Source organism: Bacillus sp. F19 (assembly GCA_023823795.1).
In the GTDB taxonomy this organism is placed as follows: domain Bacteria; phylum Bacillota; class Bacilli; order Bacillales; family Bacillaceae; genus Bacillus_P.
Genome location: CP085710.1, coordinates 1,983,023 through 2,002,922 on the forward strand (window position 1 = coordinate 1,983,023; position 19,900 = coordinate 2,002,922).

Genomic DNA, 19,900 nt, shown 5'->3' on the forward strand with positions numbered 1-19,900 from the left:
GATACCTATGAAAATTATGGTAAGCGGCGGAGGGACAGGCGGACACATTTATCCTGCCCTCGCCTTAATAAATGAAATTAAAAAAAATGACCCAAATGCGGAATTTTTATATGTCGGCACAGATAATGGCCTTGAGTCCAAAATTGTTCCAAAAGCAGGAATTCCATTTCGTTCAATTAAGATTTCCGGCTTTAAAAGGAAGATCTCTCTGGACAATGCAAAGACAATCATGCGCTTTTTCAAAGGGGTCAGCGACAGCAGGAAATTCATAAAAGAATTTAAACCGGACGTCGTAATTGGTACTGGCGGCTATGTATGCGGACCCGTTGTCTATGCAGCTTCTAAGCTGAAGGTGCCGGCGATTATCCATGAACAGAACAGTCTTCCTGGAGTGACCAACAAATTTTTAGCGCGCTATGTAGATAAGGTAGCCATTTGTTTTAAAGAGGCAAGAAGCTATTTCCCTGCTGAAAAAACAGTGCTGACAGGTAACCCCAGAGCGTCTGAAGTGGTAACGGATGACGTCAGTCAATATAAGGACCCTGAACTTATGGCTGACAAAAAAACAGTGCTGATTATGGGAGGAAGCAGAGGGGCAAAACCAATCAATGATGCTGTGATCGGCATGCTTGATGAAATGAAAAATAAAGATTATCAAGTTATTTATGTGACTGGTGAAGTTCATTATGAAAACGTAATGGATCAAGTTCTGAATCTGCCGAAAAATGTTGTGATCAAACCTTTCATTCATAACATGCCTGAAGTCTTAAAAGGCATTGATTTAATTGTTGCACGATCAGGTGCAACTACTCTGGCGGAGATAACTGCACTTGGTCTTCCAAGTATTCTGATTCCCAGTCCATACGTAACAGCGAATCATCAGGAAAAAAATGCAAGGGCCTTAAGTGATCATGATGCAGCGGCATTAATCCTTGAAAAAGACCTCTCAAGTGCTGTATTAATAAAAGAGATGGATGATATTTTGCTTGATGCCGTGAATTTAGAAAAAATGTCAGCCGCTTCAAAGCAGTTAGGCATACCTGACGCTGCAATGAAGTTATATAAGGAAATACAGGTTCTGGCTAAGCAATAAATTAGCTTGTTATCATACTTACAGACATAGAATGAAAAAAAGACAGAAGTCATAGGAGTTTACATGATCATAAAAGAGGGTATCAAGTAATTTGTGCCTATCGAACTATGATTCCTATGAGCCTTCTTCAATTGTCATACAGGAAAAGAACAATCTACTTTAGGAGGCTGTCATGGAAAAGATACTTATAAAATTACAGGAAGCAGAAGTTGGAAAAGTTGTTCAAAATGAACCGCTGGCAAAGCATACAACCATTAAAATCGGGGGACCTGCTGAAATTTTTGTGGAACCGAATTCGATTGAAGATCTGAAAAAAACAATGGAAATTGTGACAGAATGCGATGTCCAATGGAGAGCGATCGGCCGGGGATCAAACCTGCTTGTCGGGGATTCTGGCATTAAGGGTGTCGTGATTAAACTAGGAAAAGGACTGGATCATCTTGAAGTGAATGGAGATACCATTACCGCAGGCGGAGGATATTCTCTAATTAAATTAACGACAGTCATCAGCAAACAGGGACTCTCAGGACTTCAGTTCGCAGGCGGCATTCCTGGATCTGTAGGAGGAGCTGTGTATATGAATGCGGGTGCTCACGGTTCGGATATGTCTAAAATCCTTGTTAAGGCTCATATTCTGTTTGAGGATGGAACGATGGAATGGCTGACTGCGGAAGAATTGGATTTTTCATACCGGACTTCCCTGCTTCAGAAGAAACGCCCGGGCATTTGCCTAGAAGCGGTTTTAAAGCTTGAGAAGGGCAATCGCGAAGAAATTGTGGCAGAACTTCAGAAAAATAAAGATTACCGCAGAGAAACTCAGCCTTGGGATCATCCAAACTGCGGAAGCGTTTTTAGAAATCCCCTTCCGAATTATGCCGGCCAGCTGATTCAGGAATCAGGCCTAAAGGGCTATCAGATCGGCGGAGCGAAAATTTCCGAACTTCATGGAAATTTCATTGTGAATACTGGGAATGCCACGGCTAAAGATGTCCTTGATTTAATTGATTTTGTTAAAAAAACAATTTATGAAAAACATGGTGTCAGAATGGAAACAGAAGTTGAAATTGTCGGTGTAAATGAGTAGAGAATGCTCATCTCTTTTTCCTTTTATTGTGGTATACTATCTTTATTGAAGGTACAGTTGCTAAACGGCATACATCATGCCGTTTGTTTCTCTTTTTGAGATGATTTTACGCCCCCGAAAGTGTTTCGGGATGAGGGGTGATTACAGTTGGAAAAAGGCAAAGTCGTTTCGCTTGAAGATCGTGTTCCAAAGCTCATGGAGCATCGGAAACAAAAATCAAACCGCAGATTAATTTTATTTTTATCCGTCTTTTTCATCCTCATATTATTGGTGATCTACTTTCAATCTCCGCTTAGCAAAGTATCTTCCATAGATGTTGCCGGAAATAAGACAATATCTGATGAAGAAATAATAAATATGAGTGGAATCACAGCAAAATCCGGCTTTTGGAGCATTGATGAAAAAGAAGTGAATGATGCCCTGTCAGATTTTGAACAGATTCAAAATGTTAAATTGGACAAGCAATTGCCTAATAAAGTAACGATTGTGGTAGAAGAATATCATAAAGTGGCCTATATCGTGAAAGGAGATCAATACTCCCCCATACTTGAAAACGGCAAAACACTCGATCCTTTGGAAGGGACTTTTCCAGACGATGCGCCGCTTCTGATTAATTGGAGCAAGGCTGAAGAGATTGAAGAAATGACCATGGAACTAATGAGTCTTCCTGACAGTGTAACGAATGCGATTTCTGAAATTTACCATACACCTGAAAAAACGGACCCATGGCATATTACGCTATACATGAATGACGGATATGAAGTGCAGGCCTCAGTCCGCAGCTTTTCAAAAAAAATGATTGATTATCCGGCCATTGTCAGCCAGCTTGCGCCAAATTCCAAAGGCATTATACATATGGAAGTCGGAACCTATTTCGAATCATTCGATAAGAAGGATGAAGCTGCACAAGAAGCAGCGGAAGACGGAGCCGCATTAGAAGCAGAGCCGGAGGGGACAGAGCAAAATGAAAATGAAGATGAGAGGTAGATATGTTGTTCTCTCTTTAATCATGCTTGTTCTCGGTTTTTTAGTTTCGTTTTCTTATCAGCTCACAAAAGAACAGCGTCCTAATAATGGAATTTCTTCTGAACAGTGGAGCAAAGAGTATGAAACAAGACAGCTGCTGATCAAGCAGGAGGAAAGAAATACAGAGCTTCAAAAGGAACTATTTAAAAGCCAGGAAAAAGTAAGAGAAATTGAAGAAAATCTGAAGAATGAAAAGCAGATTTACTTTAATCTTGTGGAAGATGTTGAAAAGTACAGAATGTATGTAGGCGAGCTGGGTGTAGCAGGTGAGGGCATCGAAGTTACTTTGGAGGATTCCTCCTACATTCCAGAAGGGGAAAATGTAAATAATTATATTGTACATGAAGGCCATATTTTTAAAGTGATCAATGAATTGCTTATTTCGGGCGCAAGTGCCATCGCCATCAATGGACAAAGATTATCGCATGATTCGTATATATATTGTAATGGTCCTGTCGTTACTGTGGATGGAAATCAATTTCCAGCTCCCTTTGTCATTTCTGCCATCGGCGAGCCTGCTGTTCTAGAGCAGGCATTAAATATCGCCGGCGGTATTGTCGAGCAGATTGCTTACGATAATATCGTGATAACCCTTGAGAAAAAAAACGAAATAAAGATGAATCCATTATTGCAAGAAAAGAAATCTTGATAGGTGGTTGCCTTGAAGAAAAATCTTAAGGGTGTCAGCTTTGCATTACTGACTATGATATTTGGTTTAATGCTTGCCGTTCAATTTCAGTCGATTATGGAACCGGCAGTAAGAGACACACGTGACATGTGGCAATTGAGGGAGGCCCTCAAGCAGGAACAAGAGACTCAATCAAACCTTCTGCTTGAGATCCGCAAATACGAAGAGCTGATTGATACATACGAAAATGATGAAAATCAAAGTGCAGAAAAAACGCTGAAAGAGACTCTTGAAGAACTTAAAAATGAAGCGGGTTTAACGGAAGTAACAGGAGCGGGTGTGGTCATTACAATTGAACCCCTGTTTGATGAAGCAGTATCGCAGACAGAAGTTGAAAACATTGCACCGGATTTACTGAAACGATTGTTGAATGAGCTGAATTCTTATGGTGCAGAGCATGTCTCTATCGCAGACAGAAGAGTTGTGAATACAACGGTCATCCGTGATATTAATGGTCAAACAAAAATGGACGGGTACAGTTTGAATTCATATCCAATTGAAATTAAAGTCATTTCAGACGACGCTGAAAAGCTCTTCAGCAGACTAAACGGGTCTACGACAATGGACACCTTTGCAATTGACAATTTGCGGCTCACAATTTCTGCGCCCAAGGATCGGATTGTCATACCTCCATATGATGACGCGATTCGGATTAAAAACATGAAGCCGGTTGAGGAAGGAGAGAAATCATAATGTGGCTTCCCATTTTAGGATTAATATTAGGAATAACATTGGGACTGCTCACTGATTTCCGAATTCCCAGTGAATATTCGAATTATCTGTCCATTGCTATACTTGCTGCACTGGATACTCTGCTTGGAGGTATTCGCGCTCATCTGCAAAATATGTACGATGAGATGGTTTTTGTATCCGGATTTTTCTTCAACATCATATTGGCTGCAAGTTTAGCTTTTCTAGGTGTACATCTTGGTGTAGACTTGTATTTGGTAGCAATATTTGCTTTTGGAGTCAGACTGTTCCAAAATATTGCTGTAATCAGACGAATTTTAATTTCCAATTGGACTCAATCGCGCCAAAAACTAAAAAAAAGTTGATTTTTTAAGAGGGAAAATCAAGGATTTGACGAATACTCACTTTAGTATGTATTTATTAAGAAATTAAGGACATGGAAAATAAATGTGACAATGAGAAGTCAATTATCACAAAATTTTTCACCATTGTTACAAATATGTAAAACTAGAGTCATTGTATTGTTGTTCCTCTAATAATAGAATGTAAATGATAAGTTAAGGAGGTGCCATAGAATGAACAACAATGAAATCTTTGTAAGTCTAGACATCGGTACATCCAGTGTTAAGGTTATCATCGGTGAAATGGCAGATGATAATTTAAACATTATAGGTGTAGGCAATGTGAAATCTGAAGGATTAAGAAAAGGGTCGATCGTTGATATTGACGAGACCGTTCATTCTATTAAAAAAGCGGTAGAGCAGGCAGAAAGAATGGTTGGCATACCGCTTAAAAGAGTCGTAGTAGGGGTGACTGGCAATCACGTTCAGTTGCAGGATTGTCACGGGGTTGTTGCAGTTTCAAGTGACAATCGTGAAATTGCTAATGAAGACATAAGAAGAGTGATTGAGGCAGCTCAAGTTATGTCTATACCTCCTGAACGAGAAATAATAGATGTTATTCCTCAGCAATTCATAGTCGATGGTCTGGATGAAATCAGCGATCCGCGCGGAATGATTGGTGTCCGTCTTGAAATGGAAGGCACCATTATTACAGGATCTAGAACGATTTTACATAATCTGCTTCGCTGTGTTGAAAAAGCAGGTCTTGAAATAACGGATATTTGCCTGCAGCCGCTTGCATCAGGAGCCGTTGCATTATCAAAAGATGAAAAAAATCTCGGTGTAGCATTGGTTGATATTGGAGGGGGATCCACGACGATTGCTGTCTTTGATCAAGGTCATCTGCAAACGACAAGCGTCCTTCCAATTGGCGGCGAGAACATAACGAAAGATCTTTCAATCGGACTGCGCACAACAACTGACGAGGCTGAGCGCATTAAAGTGAAACATGGACATGCTTTCTATGATTATGCTTCTGAAGAAGAAGTGTTTGAGGCTGCGATTATTGGCACTGACCAAAAACAGCAATTCAATCAGCTTGAAATATCTGATATTATAGAAGCTAGACTTGAAGAAATGATTGAACTCGTTTTACACGAGATTAAGAGACTGGGTGTTAGAGACTTGCCTGGCGGATTTGTTCTGACTGGTGGAACGGTGAGCATGCCAGGAGTTCTTGAGATTTCCCAGGCTGTTCTGCAAAATAACGTTCGCATTGCTAGCCCAGATTATATTGGTGTTAGAGAACCTCAATATATGACAGGTGTAGGCTTGATCCAATTTGCTTATAAAAATGCGAAGATTCAAGGCAGAAGCATCAGTTCGAATGTTGTTCCTGATAAGCTTGAGAAAACGTCTCAAAGAGAACCTCAGCAGCAGCATCATCAGCAGCAGCGTTCAAAACCAAAAGAAAAAGAAGAGAAAAAAGAAAGCAAAGTAAAAAAATTCTTTGGTTACTTCTTTGAATAACCTGCATCAAGAGGAAGTCATTCGATGGATTAGGAGGATTTTGTATGTTGGAGTTTGAAAGCAATATTGATGGAATGGCAACAATTAAAGTTATTGGGGTTGGCGGCGGAGGAAACAATGCTGTTAACCGTATGATAGAACACGGTGTTCAAGGAGTAGATTTTATTGCTGTGAACACGGATGCACAAGCACTGAACCTATCTAAAGCAGAAACAAGAATGCAGATTGGTTCTAAGCTGACAAGAGGCCTTGGTGCAGGTGCTAATCCTGAAGTAGGAAAAAAGGCGGCTGAAGAAAGCAAGGAGCAGATTGAAGAAGCTTTAAGAGGCGCAGATATGGTTTTCGTTACAGCTGGAATGGGCGGAGGAACAGGAACTGGAGCAGCTCCAGTTATTGCCCAGATCGCTAAAGACTTAGGGGCTTTAACTGTAGGTGTTGTCACTCGTCCGTTTACGTTTGAAGGACGCAAGCGTGCAATGCAGGCAGCAGGCGGAATTTCTTCAATGAAGGAATCAGTTGACACATTAATCGTGATTCCTAATGACCGTCTTCTTGAAATCGTAGATAAAAATACTCCTATGCTAGAAGCTTTCCGTGAAGCGGACAACGTTTTACGCCAGGGTGTACAAGGTATTTCTGACTTGATCGCTGTACCTGGACTCATCAACCTTGACTTTGCGGATGTTAAAACAATCATGTCCAATAAAGGTTCTTCATTAATGGGTATTGGTGTTGCAACTGGTGAAAGCAGAGCTGCAGAAGCTGCTAAGAAAGCAATCTCAAGTCCGCTGCTTGAAACATCAATTGATGGTGCTCAAGGTGTCCTAATGAACATTACAGGCGGATCTAACTTAAGCTTGTACGAAGTTCAGGAAGCTGCTGATATTGTTGCAACTGCATCTGATCAAGATGTTAACATGATTTTCGGATCTGTTATCAATGAAAACTTAAAAGATGAAATTGTCGTGACGGTTATTGCGACAGGTTTCAATGAAGTTGAAATCAACCACAGCAAACCCACATCAAGACCTTTTGGGAATAATACATCTTCAAAACCTATGCCAAAGCCTCGCGACGTAAGAGAAATGAAGCGTGAGCGCGAAGAGCCTGCACAAGAAATGACAAACCGTTCTATGCAGCAAGGTGAAGATACACTCGATATTCCAACATTCTTAAGAAACCGTAATAAACGCCGATAAAACAAAAAGACATGGCCCAAGTGCCATGTCTTTTTGTTTTTCTCCAAATTATTATATGAAACATTTGCCCCATTCCTTTTTGCAGATTGCTCTAAAAGTCCTCTCATATCCTTCACTATTCTCTTAACTAAACCTTTTTCTATTACTAAAGCCGCAGCTTGTTCAAAAGAGCACTAACCAATAAAAGTTAAATAAGGTAATAAATGTTTATTTTTTCATTGCTGTTTTTGCTTTAGATAGTTTGACCTCCATTAACATCATCTAGAAAACCTGTGATAGCCTGCTTCATCAAGTGCCTCTATTTTCAGCTGACATGCTTTAGCCTTAGATGAATTTCCAGAAATATCCTACTAAACTCTTGTTTTATAAAAAGGAAGAATTTGGATACATTAAATGACAAAATTTTCTGAAAAATCCCTTTACATTTAAGATAACAGCCCAGAACTGACAGATATTCAAGCAGAAAGGAGGATCGTTTACGGCGAACTACAAATTAAGGGGGAATTTAAGGAATGCGGAAGAAACGTGCGAAATGGCTAAGTATTGTGTCAGTTTTTATCCTGCTTCTGACTTTGCTGGCTCCTAGTGTATCAACAGCAAGCACAAGCGTCAGCACATCAGTAAAGGATCAAAAAAACATAGCTGCTGAAAAAGTTTCCAAAAAACTTGCTAAATCATTTGAGAAACAAAATAAGGTTACCTTTCTAATCAAATTAAAGGAGCAGGTTGATTCAGCAAAAGTGGCAAAGGATGCTGCAAAAGCATCAAAAGAATCGAAGAGCCAAGCTAAGTATGAGAAGCGTTCGGCTGTTGTATCCTCTCTTCGTGCAAAAGCCATTGAAACTCAGCAGAACCTGAAAACGTACTTAACAAAGCAAGAAAAGGCAGGCAATGCAAAAGACATTCAATCCTATTATATTGTTAACGGGATGGCTGTTACGGCTACTAAGGAAGTCATGGAGAAAGTCGCTTCTTTCCCAGAAGTAGACAAAGTGCTTCCAAACGAAGTCCGGCAGCTGCATGCAGGAACTGCAGTGAAAGAAAAAACGTCCGAGAAACAGACAGATGCAAAAGCGGTTCCTGCAGCAACGGAGTGGAACATCAATCAGATCGGTGCTCCTGCAGCATGGGAGATGGGTATTAACGGAAGCGGAACTGTCGTTGCTTCCATTGATACTGGAGTGCAGTGGGACCATCCGGCTTTAAAGGGAAAATACCGGGGTTACAACCCTGCAGCTCCGAACACGCCTGATCATGAATTCAGCTGGTTCGATGCAACGGCAAACCAGGCTGTACCTTATGACGATCACGGACACGGAACTCACGTAACAGGTACGATGGTGGGTGCAGAACCAAACGGGAACAACCAAATTGGAGTCGCACCTGGTGCGAAATGGATCGCTGTCAAAGCATTTACACCAGATGGCGGTACGGATGCAGATCTTCTTGCAGCAGGCGAGTGGATTCTGGCTCCAAAAGATGAAGACGGAAATCCGCATCCTGAAATGGCTCCTGACGTAGTCAATAATTCATGGGGCGGCGGCGCAGGGCTTGATGAATGGTACAGACCTATGGTTAATGCATGGCGTGCAGCAGATATTTTCCCGGAATTCTCTGCCGGCAACACAACGTTATTTAACCCGGGCGGCCCAGGTTCTATCGCCAATCCGGCAAACTATCCGGAATCGTTTGCAACAGGTGCAACAGATATCAATAACCAATTAGGAAGCTTCTCACTGCAAGGTCCTTCACCATATGATGAAACAAAGCCGGATATTGCAGCACCGGGAGTAAACATCCGGTCATCTGTTCCTGGCGGTGTTTATGAAGGCGGCTGGAATGGAACATCAATGGCAGGTCCTCACGTTTCGGCTGTTGCAGCCATGCTGCGGCAGGTTGACTCGTCGATTACGGTGGATGAAATCGAAAACGTGCTTACATCAACAGCGACGCCTTTGACTGATTCAACGTTTACCAGCTCTCCTAATAATGGCTACGGCCACGGTTTGGTGAACGCGTATGACGCTGTCTCCTCACTGATAACAGGGCTAGGCAAAGTAAAAGGACAAGTGGCCAAAGAAGGGGAAGACACAGAAGCACCTGTCATGGAGCATGAGGCTCCTGCAGAAACATTCGAAGGCATGAACCTTCCTCTTACAGTGTCAGTCAGCGATAACATCAGCGTCACGAATGTGTCTCTTCACTATCAAAGCAACGGTGGAGAATGGCAGACAGCAGAAGCAGCAAGAGTATCAGGGGATTTCCTTAACGGAATTTACGAAGCCGTTATTCCAGGTGAAGCAATCGCGGAAGGTACACTTGTGTATAAGTGGAAAGCTGTTGATTTTGGCGCAAATGAAGTTTTTTCTGATGAGTTTGAAGCAGCTGTTCAGCCTGGCATTACGACTGGCTATGAGCAGGATTTTGAATCAGGTGCAGCCGGCTGGACTTCTTATGGAGTGAAAAACAGCTGGGAGCATGGGGTACCGGTAAACGGACCAGGCAATGCTGCTTCTGGTGAAAACGTCTTTGCTACGAATCTTGATGGAGATTATGAAAATGGAGCAAATATGAATCTGCTCATGCCTCCGATTGATTTGCCTGCTGAAGGCTCTGCATTCCTTCAGTTTAAGCAGTGGCATGAACTTGAAGCACGATATGACTACGGCCATGTTTTCGTTTCAACTGATCAGGAAACATGGACACAGGCTCTGCGGGTTAATGGAAATACAACCGGCTGGATTGACGGCCAGGTTGACCTGAGCCAATATGCGGGCCAGCGAATTTACGTTGCATTTAATGTAACTTCTGACGTAAGTGTCGTCAAAGACGGTTGGTACATTGATGATGTTAAATTGTCCTATACGGCCATTGAAATTCAAAGCAAAGCAAGTCTAGGTTTGGAAAGCAAATCTGCAAGTGCTGATAAAGCAGCTCAAGAGAAAAAAGAAAAAGTGTATCCGAATAAAATAACTCCTGCTCCATTCAGTGTAAATGCGAAGGGATCACAGGAAAATGCGCTTCCTGCTGCTCTTCCAGTAAGAGCGGAAGTAAGCTTTGTTGAAACTGGAAGATCCACATACTCGAGCCTTCAGGATGGAAGGTATGAAATCGTTCATGGGGCGGGATCTTTTACTCTTCAAGCAGAAGCTTACGGGTACGAAACACAAACACAGCCGGTCACGATTGAAAACGATGGCGTGACAGAAGCGAATTTTGTTCTTGATGAGCTTCCTCAGGGAACAGTCAGCGGCGTAGTGACAAATGAAGTAACAGGAGAGCCTGTACCAAATGCCACTTTGCTTCTTGTAGAAGATGCAGCGGTTACACCTGTTCAAACGAATGAGCAAGGGGAGTATTCGATTGCTGCATATGAAGGCGACTATACATTAAAAGCTATGGCACCTTCTTATTACGGCAAAGACACTGGCATCGTCATTGAGGCAGAACAAACAGCCGTTCAAAATATTACCCTAAAACCATTCATTGGATATCCTGGAGAGATCGGATATGATGACGGCACTGCTGAAAATGCAAGGGCCTTCAACGCAGCAGGCAACGGATGGGCAGTTAAAATGTCGCTTGCTGAAGGCAACGACCGCGCAATGGTAACTGGCGGACTGTTCCGATTCTGGGATACAGAATGGCCTCTTCCTGGGGGTACTGAATTCCAGGTTGCCATCTATGATGCATCAGGCGCTGATGGAGCACCGGGCAAAAAGCTTGCGGGACCAATCAATGCAACGGCACTCCGCAATGGGGAGTGGACAATGGTTAATTTGCTTGACCAGGGTGTAGTGGTTGATGGAGATTTCTATATGGTGTACATTCAGACAAAAGCTAATCCAAACTCACCTGGACTTGCATCTGATGAAGATGGTGAAAATGCAGGACGAAGCTGGCAGATGGTCAGCGGGGCATGGTCGCCATCTCCTGAAGAGGAAGGGAACTATATGATCCGGGCGATTGTGAATTATGAGGTGACAGCACCTGAAATCACGTCTCCTAAAGACGGGTCATTCACAAAACAGGAAACAGCTGTCGTAGAAGGTAATGCGGCACCGACAACAACTGTTCATATCTATAATGGTGTAACAGAAGCCGCTTCTGTTCAAGCTTCTGAAAACGGTACGTTCCGTGCTGAAGTAACCCTGAGCGATGGTGAAAATGTACTGACAGCCAAATCCAGCACAGATGCGGGAATGACCGATGCATCCAATGCAGTAAAAGTAACACTGGATCAAACAAAACCGAAGTTTACAATTGAAAACCCGAAAGACGGGCAAAAGCTGAACACTGAAGCAATAACCGTCAGCGGAACTGTTGCAGATGACCATTTGGACTGGATCAAAGTAAATGGTCAAAAGGCAGCTGTCAAAGACGGCAAATTCTCAAAACGGATCCTGCTTGAAAACGGAGAGAACGTGATTACCGTTCTCGCTGCTGACAAAGCAGGAAATCGTTTAAAGAAAACCGTTAAAGTATATGCGAAATACGATGCACCAGTCATTGATAATCTAAAACCTTCCGAGGACAAATATATCAAGTCAGGGGAAAGTGTGAAAATCGAATTTGACAGCGAAGAAGATTTAGATGCAACCTTTGTTATCCATATGCCGCTAACTAATGCGAGCATTCAAAATGCAACAGAACTTCCAATGAGAGAAACTGCACCTGGCCATTACGAAGGTTATTACACAGCAACCTCAAACATGAAGGCTGACGGTGCAAGAGTCGAAGTCATTGCAAAAGATGATTTTGGCAACGAAACAAGTGCCGTAGCTGAAGGAAAGCTGTTTATAAACGGCAAGATACCGGCGAAGTAATAAGTAAAAGAAAACCTCTCATTCCAGCACACGGGAATTAGAGGTTTTTCGGTTTGCCTCTGTTTACCATAGTTAATCAGTAAACAGAATTCCTTAAGTTTTTCCACCCTTTTCCATCGACAAATAGCAGCGATATCTATCAAAAATACTCTATTTTATCGGCAGTAACTGACAGACTTCACCTCCGACGCTCAGCTATACTATTACTATCCAATCGGACAGTGCCTTCATCCTTTTTTATATGTAATGTGAAAACCTTCGGAAAGGAGTTTCACGTGGCCATTTATTTGGATGTGATCTGGTTTTTGAATTTTTCGTTTGATTTGCTATTGCTGCTTCTCACAGCGATTTTGCTGAAAAGGAAGATCATGAAGCTTCGGATTGCCAGTGGATCCTTAATTGGATCCAGTATTGTAGTTCTGCTTTTTACTCCGTTTGCTCCTTTAGCTATGCATCCATTTGGAAAGCTGTTTGTATCCATTCTTATGGTGCTCACTGCCTTTGGTTTTAAAAGGTTTAAGTTTTTTGCACAGTCGCTGTTCACTTTTTACTTTGTCACCTTCATGGTAGGCGGGGGGATGATGGGTGCACACTATTTTATTCAGACAGAAATTGGATTTGCTGACGGCATTCTCATGACAAACTCAGGAGGCTTTGGAGATCCTGTCAGCTGGTTGTTCGTGCTGGCCGGTTTTCCGGCTGCCTGGATGTTTTCAAGAAAGCGGCTTGATGATCTGGAAATGAAAAAAATCCAGTATGATCAGATCGTCAGTTTATTCATTAAAGTAGGGGACTCGACAATTACTTTGAAGGGTCTTATCGACAGCGGAAATCAGCTTTATGATCCGATTTCAAAGTCTCCCGTGATGATTGCAGATGCAGGGAAGCTAAGAGGATTCCTGCCGGATGCTCTCCTGAACATAGCTCTTCAGGAAGATGTCATGACGGCATTGTCATCATCGGAGGAATCACATCCGCTAGAGAACAGGGTGCGGATTATTCCGTTCCGTGTAGTTGGAAAATCAAATCAGTTTTTAATTGGCCTTAAACCTGATGAAGTGATGATCACAACAAAAGATGAAACCATACTGGTCCCAAAAGCCATCATTGGATTGAACCGAACAAGCCTGTCGCCTGAAGGAGAATACGACTGCATTGTTCATCCGAAGATGCTTCAGAGCGGAGCCGTTCAGGACGTTTCGTGATCATCATCCTGTAGTAGTGTACTCAGATCAATCGGAAAATAGAAGGGGGAGAACCATGAAAAAACTAAAATTGCACATTACGTATTTATGGTATAAATTACTGATGAAGCTTGGCCTGAAAACCGATGAAATTCACTACATAGGGGGAAGTGAAGCTCTCCCGCCCCCCCTCTCAAAGGATGAGGAAGAAGTTCTCCTTAAAAAACTGCCTGGCGGCGATCAGGCAGCGCGATCTATTCTTATTGAAAGAAATCTCCGTTTAGTCGTATATATTGCCAGGAAATTTGAAAACACAGGCATCAATATAGAAGACTTGATCAGCATTGGAACAATCGGATTAATCAAAGCAGTAAATACCTTTAATCCGGAAAAGAAAATTAAGCTTGCCACATATGCATCACGATGCATCGAAAATGAAATCTTAATGTATTTGCGCCGCAATAATAAAATTCGTTCAGAAGTTTCCTTTGATGAACCTTTAAACATTGACTGGGATGGAAATGAGCTTCTTCTGTCGGATGTGCTTGGAACTGAGGAAGATATTATTACAAAAGATCTGGAAGCAAATGTTGACCGTAAATTGCTATTGAAGGCCCTTCAGCAGCTGAATGACAGGGAAAAGCAAATTATGGAGCTCCGTTTTGGGCTTCAAGGAGGAGAGGAAAAAACCCAAAAAGATGTCGCAGATATGCTTGGGATATCTCAGTCCTACATTTCAAGGCTTGAAAAAAGAATTATTAAAAGATTGCGTAAAGAATTCAATAAAATGGTCTAAAAAAATTTTTAACCAGAAAATTCCCAATCCTGGCATGGTTTTGTCCGTTTGTGAATGATTTCACGGCCTGGACATGTGCATATTTTTCCCACCTAAGGAGATACTTAACTCTGTACAGCAGCTCCTGTTAGGAGGGAAAGATGTGGCAAGAAATAAAGTTGAAATTTGCGGAGTAGATACTTCCAAACTTCCAGTCCTAAAAAATGAGGAAATGAGAATTTTGTTCAGGGAAATGCAAAGCGGTGAACTATCAGCAAGAGAAAAGCTGGTAAACGGCAATTTACGCCTGGTTTTAAGCGTCATTCAGCGTTTTAACAACCGGGGAGAGTTTGTTGATGACCTGTTTCAAGTTGGCTGCATTGGACTTATGAAATCGATTGATAATTTCGATCTTGGCCAAAATGTAAAATTTTCAACTTATGCTGTACCCATGATAATTGGGGAAATCAGAAGATATTTGCGGGACAATAATCCAATCCGCGTATCAAGATCTCTTCGTGATATTGCCTATAAAGCATTGCAGGTCAGAGAACAATTAATGAGCAAAACCTCAAGGGAACCTACCGCTGAAGAGATTTCCCGGGTTCTAGAAGTTCCTCATGAAGAAATTGTTTTTGCTTTAGATGCTATTCAAGATCCCGTTTCTCTGTTTGAACCGATATACAATGATGGGGGCGACCCGATTTATGTAATGGATCAGCTGAGCGATGAGAAAAACCGAGATTCTCATTGGATAGAAGAAATCGCTTTAAAAGAAGGAATGAGACGGCTGAATGACCGTGAAAAGTTGATTCTCAGAAAGCGTTTCTTTCAAGGGAAAACTCAAATGGAAGTAGCAGAGGAAATAGGTATTTCTCAAGCACAAGTTTCAAGACTTGAGAAAGCTGCAATCAAACAAATGAATAAGAACATACAAAATTAGGACTGTTCATCTGAACAGTCCTTTTCATATTAGTATCCTCTGTAGACATACGGATCTTTCGGCTCTTTGATTTTTTTCCATGATTCAGCCTTTAAATAAGGTATTTCAGATTTGAAAGGCTGATAATAAATAGAAGATAACGTACCTTTTACTTGAACCCATTCATCGTCTTTTAATTTGACCTCTTCAGGCAGTTCTACAAGCAGTCCGTAAACCCCAGAATCTGCGATACAGTGTATTATACCGAATCGCAAAACAAAAATCTGATTTTTATTAATGGATTCTCCCTTAAAAGCAAATCCATCAAACTGTATGGTTTTATCTGTAAACTCGCCCGGAAACTGATAAATCGTCTCAAGGACCTTTAAATAATTTACATCATTTAATTGAATCGAAGACTGTTCAGAATACTTTTTCAGTTCCTCATGCATTAAGTCATAATGTCCTTCTTTCCCATAATAAACACTTGTATCCGGCATTAAATATTGATTACGTGAAAATTCACCGGAATTTTCGATGTTTTGAAAGGTAAAGCCTTTTGCTTTAACAATCGTTGAATCCAATTTGGCAATCGGAAAAAAGAAACCTGCAATTAATGGATATATAAAAACGCAGCTGAGTAAAAATCTAGCTATACTGGACGATTTACCATGATGGTGATCATGATTGCAGCAGTTTGTTTCACAATTGCCATCTTCTGGTGTTTTAAAATACGTATAGGCCTGAATGGCAGTAAAGAGAGCAAAAATAAAAATCGCACTATATGATAAGTAAGCATACTTCATATTGATATATTTTGTTATATTTCCAGAAGCATGAAGGTGAAAAAAGAAATAAGTAAATGCCATTAACAGCAAGATTCGGAACAATGTGATAGATCCTCCTTTAGATAAACAGTGAGCCAATCAGCACTAAAAATGTGATATAGGCTATCAATGTAAAAACAAATTTTTTCTTGAAAGCATCAAGCATCATAAGCGTATTTTTTATATCGATCATGGGGCCGAATACTAAGAAGGCAACAATTGAACCTGTTGAAAATGTGCTTGTAAATGAAGATGCAATAAAAGCATCCGCTTCTGAACACAAAGATAAGATAAATGCAAGGCCCATCATGACTGCTGACGAAGATACTTCATTTTGTCCTATCGCAAGCAGGGTAGATGTCTTAATAAATGTCTGCATCGCAGCCGCAATGAAAGCTCCAATAATTAAGTATTTCCCCACTGAGAAGAATTCATCGACAGCATGCTGCAGAGCTCCCAAAAGTTTATGAAAGAAATGGGGTTCACCTTTTAAATCATGATTATGTATGTTCAGTGTTTTTTTCTCTAAAAGCTGTTGACTTTTATACTGAAATGAGATGATCAGGCCGACTATAATGGAGACAATGATTGCAAGACCTCCGCGATAAAGCATGATGTCCCAATTATTGCCGAATGCAACATAGGTTGAAAATAAGACAATTGGATTAATAACAGGCCCTGTCAGCATAAACGCGATTCCCATATGCAAGGGAACTCCTTTTAAAATAAGCCTTCTGACAATTGGGATAATCCCGCATTCACATGCAGGGAATAATGCGCCTATAAATGTCCCGTAAAGAACAGAAAGAAAACGGTTTTTAGGGATGAATTTAGAAACCATCTGCTCTGTAATGAAAATTTGGATGATGCCGGAAATAACTACTCCCAAAAGTACAAAAGGCATTGCTTCTATTAAAATACTTATAAAAATGGAATTCATTTGAAAAAAAGCTTGTTTTGTCACTTAAAATCCTCCGCTTTGAACGATAATTTTCATTTTCATGCACTGAAGTATATCATAATATTCTTTATGAAAAACTTGTATCGAAGGAATAGGATAAAAAGCTTGAATAGATTTATGAAGTAACATCATATAGTTAAAGTAAGAACAGGGGGCGGTTGCGGTGATGAATATCTCTGAATTTCAGACGAAAGATGTTGTAAATGTTTCAGATGGCAAGAAGCTTGGGATTGTATCAGATTTCGATATAAATGTGACAACAGGCAAAATTCAGGCAGTGATTATTAGCGGAACTGGTAAAGTGTTAGGTTTTTTTGGAAAAGATGAAGAACTGGTTGTTCCCTGGAGAAATATCGTGAAAATTGGAGAAGATGTTATTTTAGTGCGTGTAAATAGGGAGATAGACCAAAATAATGAATTAATTTAACAAACTTTCTGTCGGAATGGGAAAGATGTGGTAAAATATAGTCGTGTATAACGAAACATGCAGCAATCTGTAAACAAAAGGAATGAACATTTATGACTCAGCAGCCGTTTCAACTGCAGCATGACACCTATTTGAACAGCCCGGTCTGGGAAAAATTAAATGAAGAGCTTGTTGTCGGTTTTACAACAAAAAACGGCGGGATAAGCTGTGGAGATTTCCACTCGCTGAATCTTGGCCTGCATGTAAAGGACAAACCAGAAAATGTTGTTTTAAATCGAAGACGATTAGCAGATGAGCTGAAATCACCTCTAGAAAACTGGGTTTGCGCAGATCAGGTCCATGACAGCAGCATTTATAAAGTAAGTCAGTCAGATAAAGGCAAAGGAATACTTGATTATGAATCAGCAATCCGTGCAACGGATGGCCTTTATACACAAGAAGAGAATTTGATGCTTGCTCTTTGCTATGCAGACTGTGTTCCATTGTATTTTTATGAACATGAAAAAAAGCTGATTGGAACAGCACATGCCGGGTGGAAAGGCACTGTCAAAGACATAGGCGGGAAAATGATCCAAACATGGATAAAGGACGAAGAAGCTGACGTTACCTCCATTTATGCAATAATTGGTCCATCAATCGGACCCTGCTGCTATGTAGTTGACGATTACGTTATTGAAAAAGTCAATCAAGTTATTCGGAATACTGCTGCGCTGCCATATCACAAAGTATCTGAAGGTCAGTATTCCCTAGATCTAAAACAGCTGAACAAACAATTGCTGATTCATGCAGGTGTGAAAGAGGACCGGATTTTGACGAGTTCTTTATGTACAAGCTGTGAATCATCCATGTTTTTTTCCCATCGCAGAGACTCAGGATCGACTGGGAGAATGTTCAGTTTTATCGGTTTAACGAGGAGGGACAAGCAGCTATGAGTGTAGCAGACAACTTAAATGAAATTAATGTCCGAATTGAAAATACATGTTCTAAAATAGGACGAAATCCTAATGAAATTCAAATCATTGCAGTTACAAAATATGTAGATATAGATCGTGCAAAAGAAGCGGTAAGTGCTGGCATAAGTCATCTTGGAGAAAACAGGAATGAAGGGCTCATCGAAAAATATACAGCAATTGGATCAGAGGCGAAATGGCACTTTATCGGAACACTGCAGACCAGAAAAGTGAAAGATATCATCGGGAAAGCAGATTATATTCATTCACTTGACAGAATTTCACTGGCAAAAGAAATCAGCAAACGCGCCGATAATAAAATAGACTGCTTTATCCAGGTAAATACATCAGGCGAAGAATCTAAACATGGTATGGCTCCAAATGAGGTTTTGCCATTTGTTAATGAACTCGGCAGCTTTCCATACATAAACGTAGCAGGATTAATGACAATGGCCCCTCATACAGACGATACAACTGTTTTAAGGCAATCATTCGCCAGATTAAGGGAATTAAGCGAAGAAGTAAGAGCGCTTAACTTGCCTTATGCCCCGTGCAAAGAGCTGTCAATGGGCATGTCGAATGATTTCGAGATTGCGATTGAAGAAGGCGCAACCTTCATACGTATTGGCTCTGCCCTTGTAGGATAAGAAATCGGAGGTGTCAGAAGTTGAGTATTAAAAATAAGTTTAAAAGCTTTTTTGCCTTGGATGATGAAGAGTATGAGTACGTTGAACAAGACACTTATCAGGAAGATGACTATGAAGATGAGCAGCCGTTTGCCGCAAAACCGCAGACTAAACAGAATGTTGTAAGTTTGCAAAGTGTTCAAAAATCATCTAAAGTGGTTTTATGTGAGCCTCGAGTTTATGCTGAAGCTCAGGATGTAGCCGATCATCTAAAAAACCGGAGAGCGGTTGTAGTGAATCTCCAGCGTATTCAGCATGATCAGGCAAAACGGATTGTAGACTTTTTAAGCGGAACTGTGTACGCTATAGGAGGAGACATTCAAAAAATAGGAGCAAATATTTTTCTTTGCACTCCTGATAATGTGGATGTCGCAGGATCTATATCTGAAATTGTAACTGAAGAAGATCAGAGGTGGTAATTCTAGATGGGCATAGTAGCTGATGTATTATTTACATTATTGCAGATTTATTCGTACGCGATTATTATTTACATTCTGCTTTCCTGGTTTCCAAATGCAAGAGAAAGCGGTTTTGGCCAATTTTTAGCTAAGATTGTTGAACCTTACCTGGAACCATTCCGCAGATTCATTCCGCCGCTTGGAATGATTGATATTTCCCCGATTGTGGCGCTTCTTGCCCTAAGATTTGCGGGATATGGGCTGAATTCAATTTTCAGCATGATTGGATAAGA

19 protein-coding genes are annotated in these 19,900 nt (G+C 40.9%); 17 read left to right on the forward strand and 2 right to left on the reverse strand.

What is annotated here, in order from left to right; genetic code table 11:
• Window positions 1-7 precede the first annotated feature (7 nt).
• From murG to sigG, 12 genes are all read left to right on the forward strand, one after another.
• The gene (murG, locus tag LIT25_10085) at window positions 8-1,093 is read left to right on the forward strand and encodes an undecaprenyldiphospho-muramoylpentapeptide beta-N-acetylglucosaminyltransferase (GenBank protein ID USK35601.1); all 1,086 of its coding nucleotides are present in this window, start codon (window positions 8-10) and stop codon (window positions 1,091-1,093) included.
• Between the two features lie 172 nt (window positions 1,094-1,265).
• Window positions 1,266-2,177: a UDP-N-acetylmuramate dehydrogenase gene (gene murB / locus LIT25_10090; protein USK35602.1), complete on the forward strand. Its 912-nt coding sequence runs from the start codon at window positions 1,266-1,268 to the stop codon at window positions 2,175-2,177.
• Window positions 2,178-2,324: 147 nt separating this feature from the next.
• The gene (locus tag LIT25_10095; protein ID USK35603.1) at window positions 2,325-3,164 is read left to right on the forward strand and encodes a cell division protein FtsQ/DivIB; all 840 of its coding nucleotides are present in this window, start codon (window positions 2,325-2,327) and stop codon (window positions 3,162-3,164) included.
• Entirely contained in the window at window positions 3,154-3,852 is a 699-nt protein-coding gene (locus LIT25_10100) for a DUF881 domain-containing protein (GenBank protein ID USK36231.1), read from the forward strand. Before LIT25_10095 ends, LIT25_10100 begins: the two co-directional genes overlap by 11 nt.
• A 12-nt stretch (window positions 3,853-3,864) precedes the next feature.
• Window positions 3,865-4,584 (forward strand): DUF881 domain-containing protein, encoded by a 720-nt coding sequence (locus tag LIT25_10105; GenBank protein USK35604.1) that lies wholly within the window; start codon window positions 3,865-3,867, stop codon window positions 4,582-4,584.
• Entirely contained in the window at window positions 4,584-4,946 is a 363-nt protein-coding gene (locus tag LIT25_10110; protein USK35605.1) for a small basic family protein, read from the forward strand. Before LIT25_10105 ends, LIT25_10110 begins: the two co-directional genes overlap by 1 nt.
• A gap of 210 nt (window positions 4,947-5,156) precedes the next feature.
• Entirely contained in the window at window positions 5,157-6,452 is a 1,296-nt protein-coding gene (gene ftsA / locus LIT25_10115) for a cell division protein FtsA (protein USK35606.1), read from the forward strand.
• A gap of 44 nt (window positions 6,453-6,496) precedes the next feature.
• On the forward strand, window positions 6,497-7,651 hold the full coding sequence (gene ftsZ / locus LIT25_10120; GenBank protein USK35607.1) for a cell division protein FtsZ: 1,155 nt from the start codon (window positions 6,497-6,499) through the stop codon (window positions 7,649-7,651).
• Window positions 7,652-8,163: 512 nt separating this feature from the next.
• Window positions 8,164-12,477, forward strand: coding sequence for a S8 family serine peptidase (locus tag LIT25_10125; GenBank protein USK35608.1), 4,314 nt, complete (start codon window positions 8,164-8,166; stop codon window positions 12,475-12,477).
• Between the two features lie 275 nt (window positions 12,478-12,752).
• Window positions 12,753-13,682, forward strand: coding sequence for a sigma-E processing peptidase SpoIIGA (gene spoIIGA / locus LIT25_10130; GenBank protein ID USK35609.1), 930 nt, complete (start codon window positions 12,753-12,755; stop codon window positions 13,680-13,682).
• Window positions 13,683-13,737: 55 nt separating this feature from the next.
• A complete protein-coding gene (gene sigE / locus LIT25_10135) occupies window positions 13,738-14,457 on the forward strand; it encodes an RNA polymerase sporulation sigma factor SigE (protein USK35610.1) in 720 nt (239 codons plus the stop codon).
• A gap of 142 nt (window positions 14,458-14,599) precedes the next feature.
• Window positions 14,600-15,379 (forward strand): RNA polymerase sporulation sigma factor SigG, encoded by a 780-nt coding sequence (gene sigG, locus LIT25_10140; GenBank protein ID USK35611.1) that lies wholly within the window; start codon window positions 14,600-14,602, stop codon window positions 15,377-15,379.
• A gap of 29 nt (window positions 15,380-15,408) precedes the next feature.
• On the opposite strand, the gene LIT25_10145 is transcribed toward sigG, so the two are convergent.
• Together LIT25_10145 and LIT25_10150 are read right to left on the reverse strand one after the other, a co-directional pair.
• Complete coding sequence (locus tag LIT25_10145) at window positions 15,409-16,248, reverse strand: TIGR03943 family protein (protein USK35612.1); 840 nt, start codon at window positions 16,246-16,248, stop codon at window positions 15,409-15,411.
• A 16-nt stretch (window positions 16,249-16,264) separates the two neighbouring features.
• The gene (locus LIT25_10150) at window positions 16,265-17,149 is read right to left on the reverse strand and encodes a permease (GenBank protein ID USK35613.1); all 885 of its coding nucleotides are present in this window, start codon (window positions 17,147-17,149) and stop codon (window positions 16,265-16,267) included.
• A 160-nt stretch (window positions 17,150-17,309) separates the two neighbouring features.
• Between LIT25_10150 and LIT25_10155 the strand changes: the two genes are divergently transcribed.
• From LIT25_10155 to LIT25_10175, 5 genes are all read left to right on the forward strand, one after another.
• Window positions 17,310-17,573 carry a YlmC/YmxH family sporulation protein gene (locus LIT25_10155; protein USK35614.1) on the forward strand — a complete coding sequence of 88 codons (264 nt, stop codon included), beginning with the start codon at window positions 17,310-17,312 and terminating at the stop codon, window positions 17,571-17,573.
• A gap of 92 nt (window positions 17,574-17,665) precedes the next feature.
• The gene (gene pgeF / locus LIT25_10160) at window positions 17,666-18,505 is read left to right on the forward strand and encodes a peptidoglycan editing factor PgeF (GenBank protein ID USK35615.1); all 840 of its coding nucleotides are present in this window, start codon (window positions 17,666-17,668) and stop codon (window positions 18,503-18,505) included.
• Window positions 18,502-19,170, forward strand: coding sequence for a YggS family pyridoxal phosphate-dependent enzyme (locus LIT25_10165; protein ID USK35616.1), 669 nt, complete (start codon window positions 18,502-18,504; stop codon window positions 19,168-19,170). The genes pgeF and LIT25_10165 overlap by 4 nt, the downstream gene beginning before the upstream one ends.
• A gap of 20 nt (window positions 19,171-19,190) precedes the next feature.
• Entirely contained in the window at window positions 19,191-19,628 is a 438-nt protein-coding gene (locus tag LIT25_10170) for a cell division protein SepF (protein USK35617.1), read from the forward strand.
• 6 nt (window positions 19,629-19,634) lie between these two features.
• Entirely contained in the window at window positions 19,635-19,898 is a 264-nt protein-coding gene (locus LIT25_10175; GenBank protein USK35618.1) for a YggT family protein, read from the forward strand.
• Window positions 19,899-19,900 lie beyond the last annotated feature (2 nt).

Coding starts and splice junctions, on each gene's coding strand:
- LIT25_10125 (USK35608.1), top strand. CDS start 8,164: ATGCGGAAGAAACGTGCGAAATGGCTAAGTATTGTGTCAGTTTTTATC.
- LIT25_10100 (USK36231.1), top strand. CDS start 3,154: ATGAGAGGTAGATATGTTGTTCTCTCTTTAATCATGCTTGTTCTCGGT.
- LIT25_10175 (USK35618.1), top strand. CDS start 19,635: ATGGGCATAGTAGCTGATGTATTATTTACATTATTGCAGATTTATTCG.
- ftsA (USK35606.1), top strand. CDS start 5,157: ATGAACAACAATGAAATCTTTGTAAGTCTAGACATCGGTACATCCAGT.
- ftsZ (USK35607.1), top strand. CDS start 6,497: ATGTTGGAGTTTGAAAGCAATATTGATGGAATGGCAACAATTAAAGTT.
- murG (USK35601.1), top strand. CDS start 8: ATGAAAATTATGGTAAGCGGCGGAGGGACAGGCGGACACATTTATCCT.
- murB (USK35602.1), top strand. CDS start 1,266: ATGGAAAAGATACTTATAAAATTACAGGAAGCAGAAGTTGGAAAAGTT.
- sigE (USK35610.1), top strand. CDS start 13,738: ATGAAAAAACTAAAATTGCACATTACGTATTTATGGTATAAATTACTG.
- LIT25_10110 (USK35605.1), top strand. CDS start 4,584: ATGTGGCTTCCCATTTTAGGATTAATATTAGGAATAACATTGGGACTG.
- LIT25_10165 (USK35616.1), top strand. CDS start 18,502: ATGAGTGTAGCAGACAACTTAAATGAAATTAATGTCCGAATTGAAAAT.
- pgeF (USK35615.1), top strand. CDS start 17,666: ATGACTCAGCAGCCGTTTCAACTGCAGCATGACACCTATTTGAACAGC.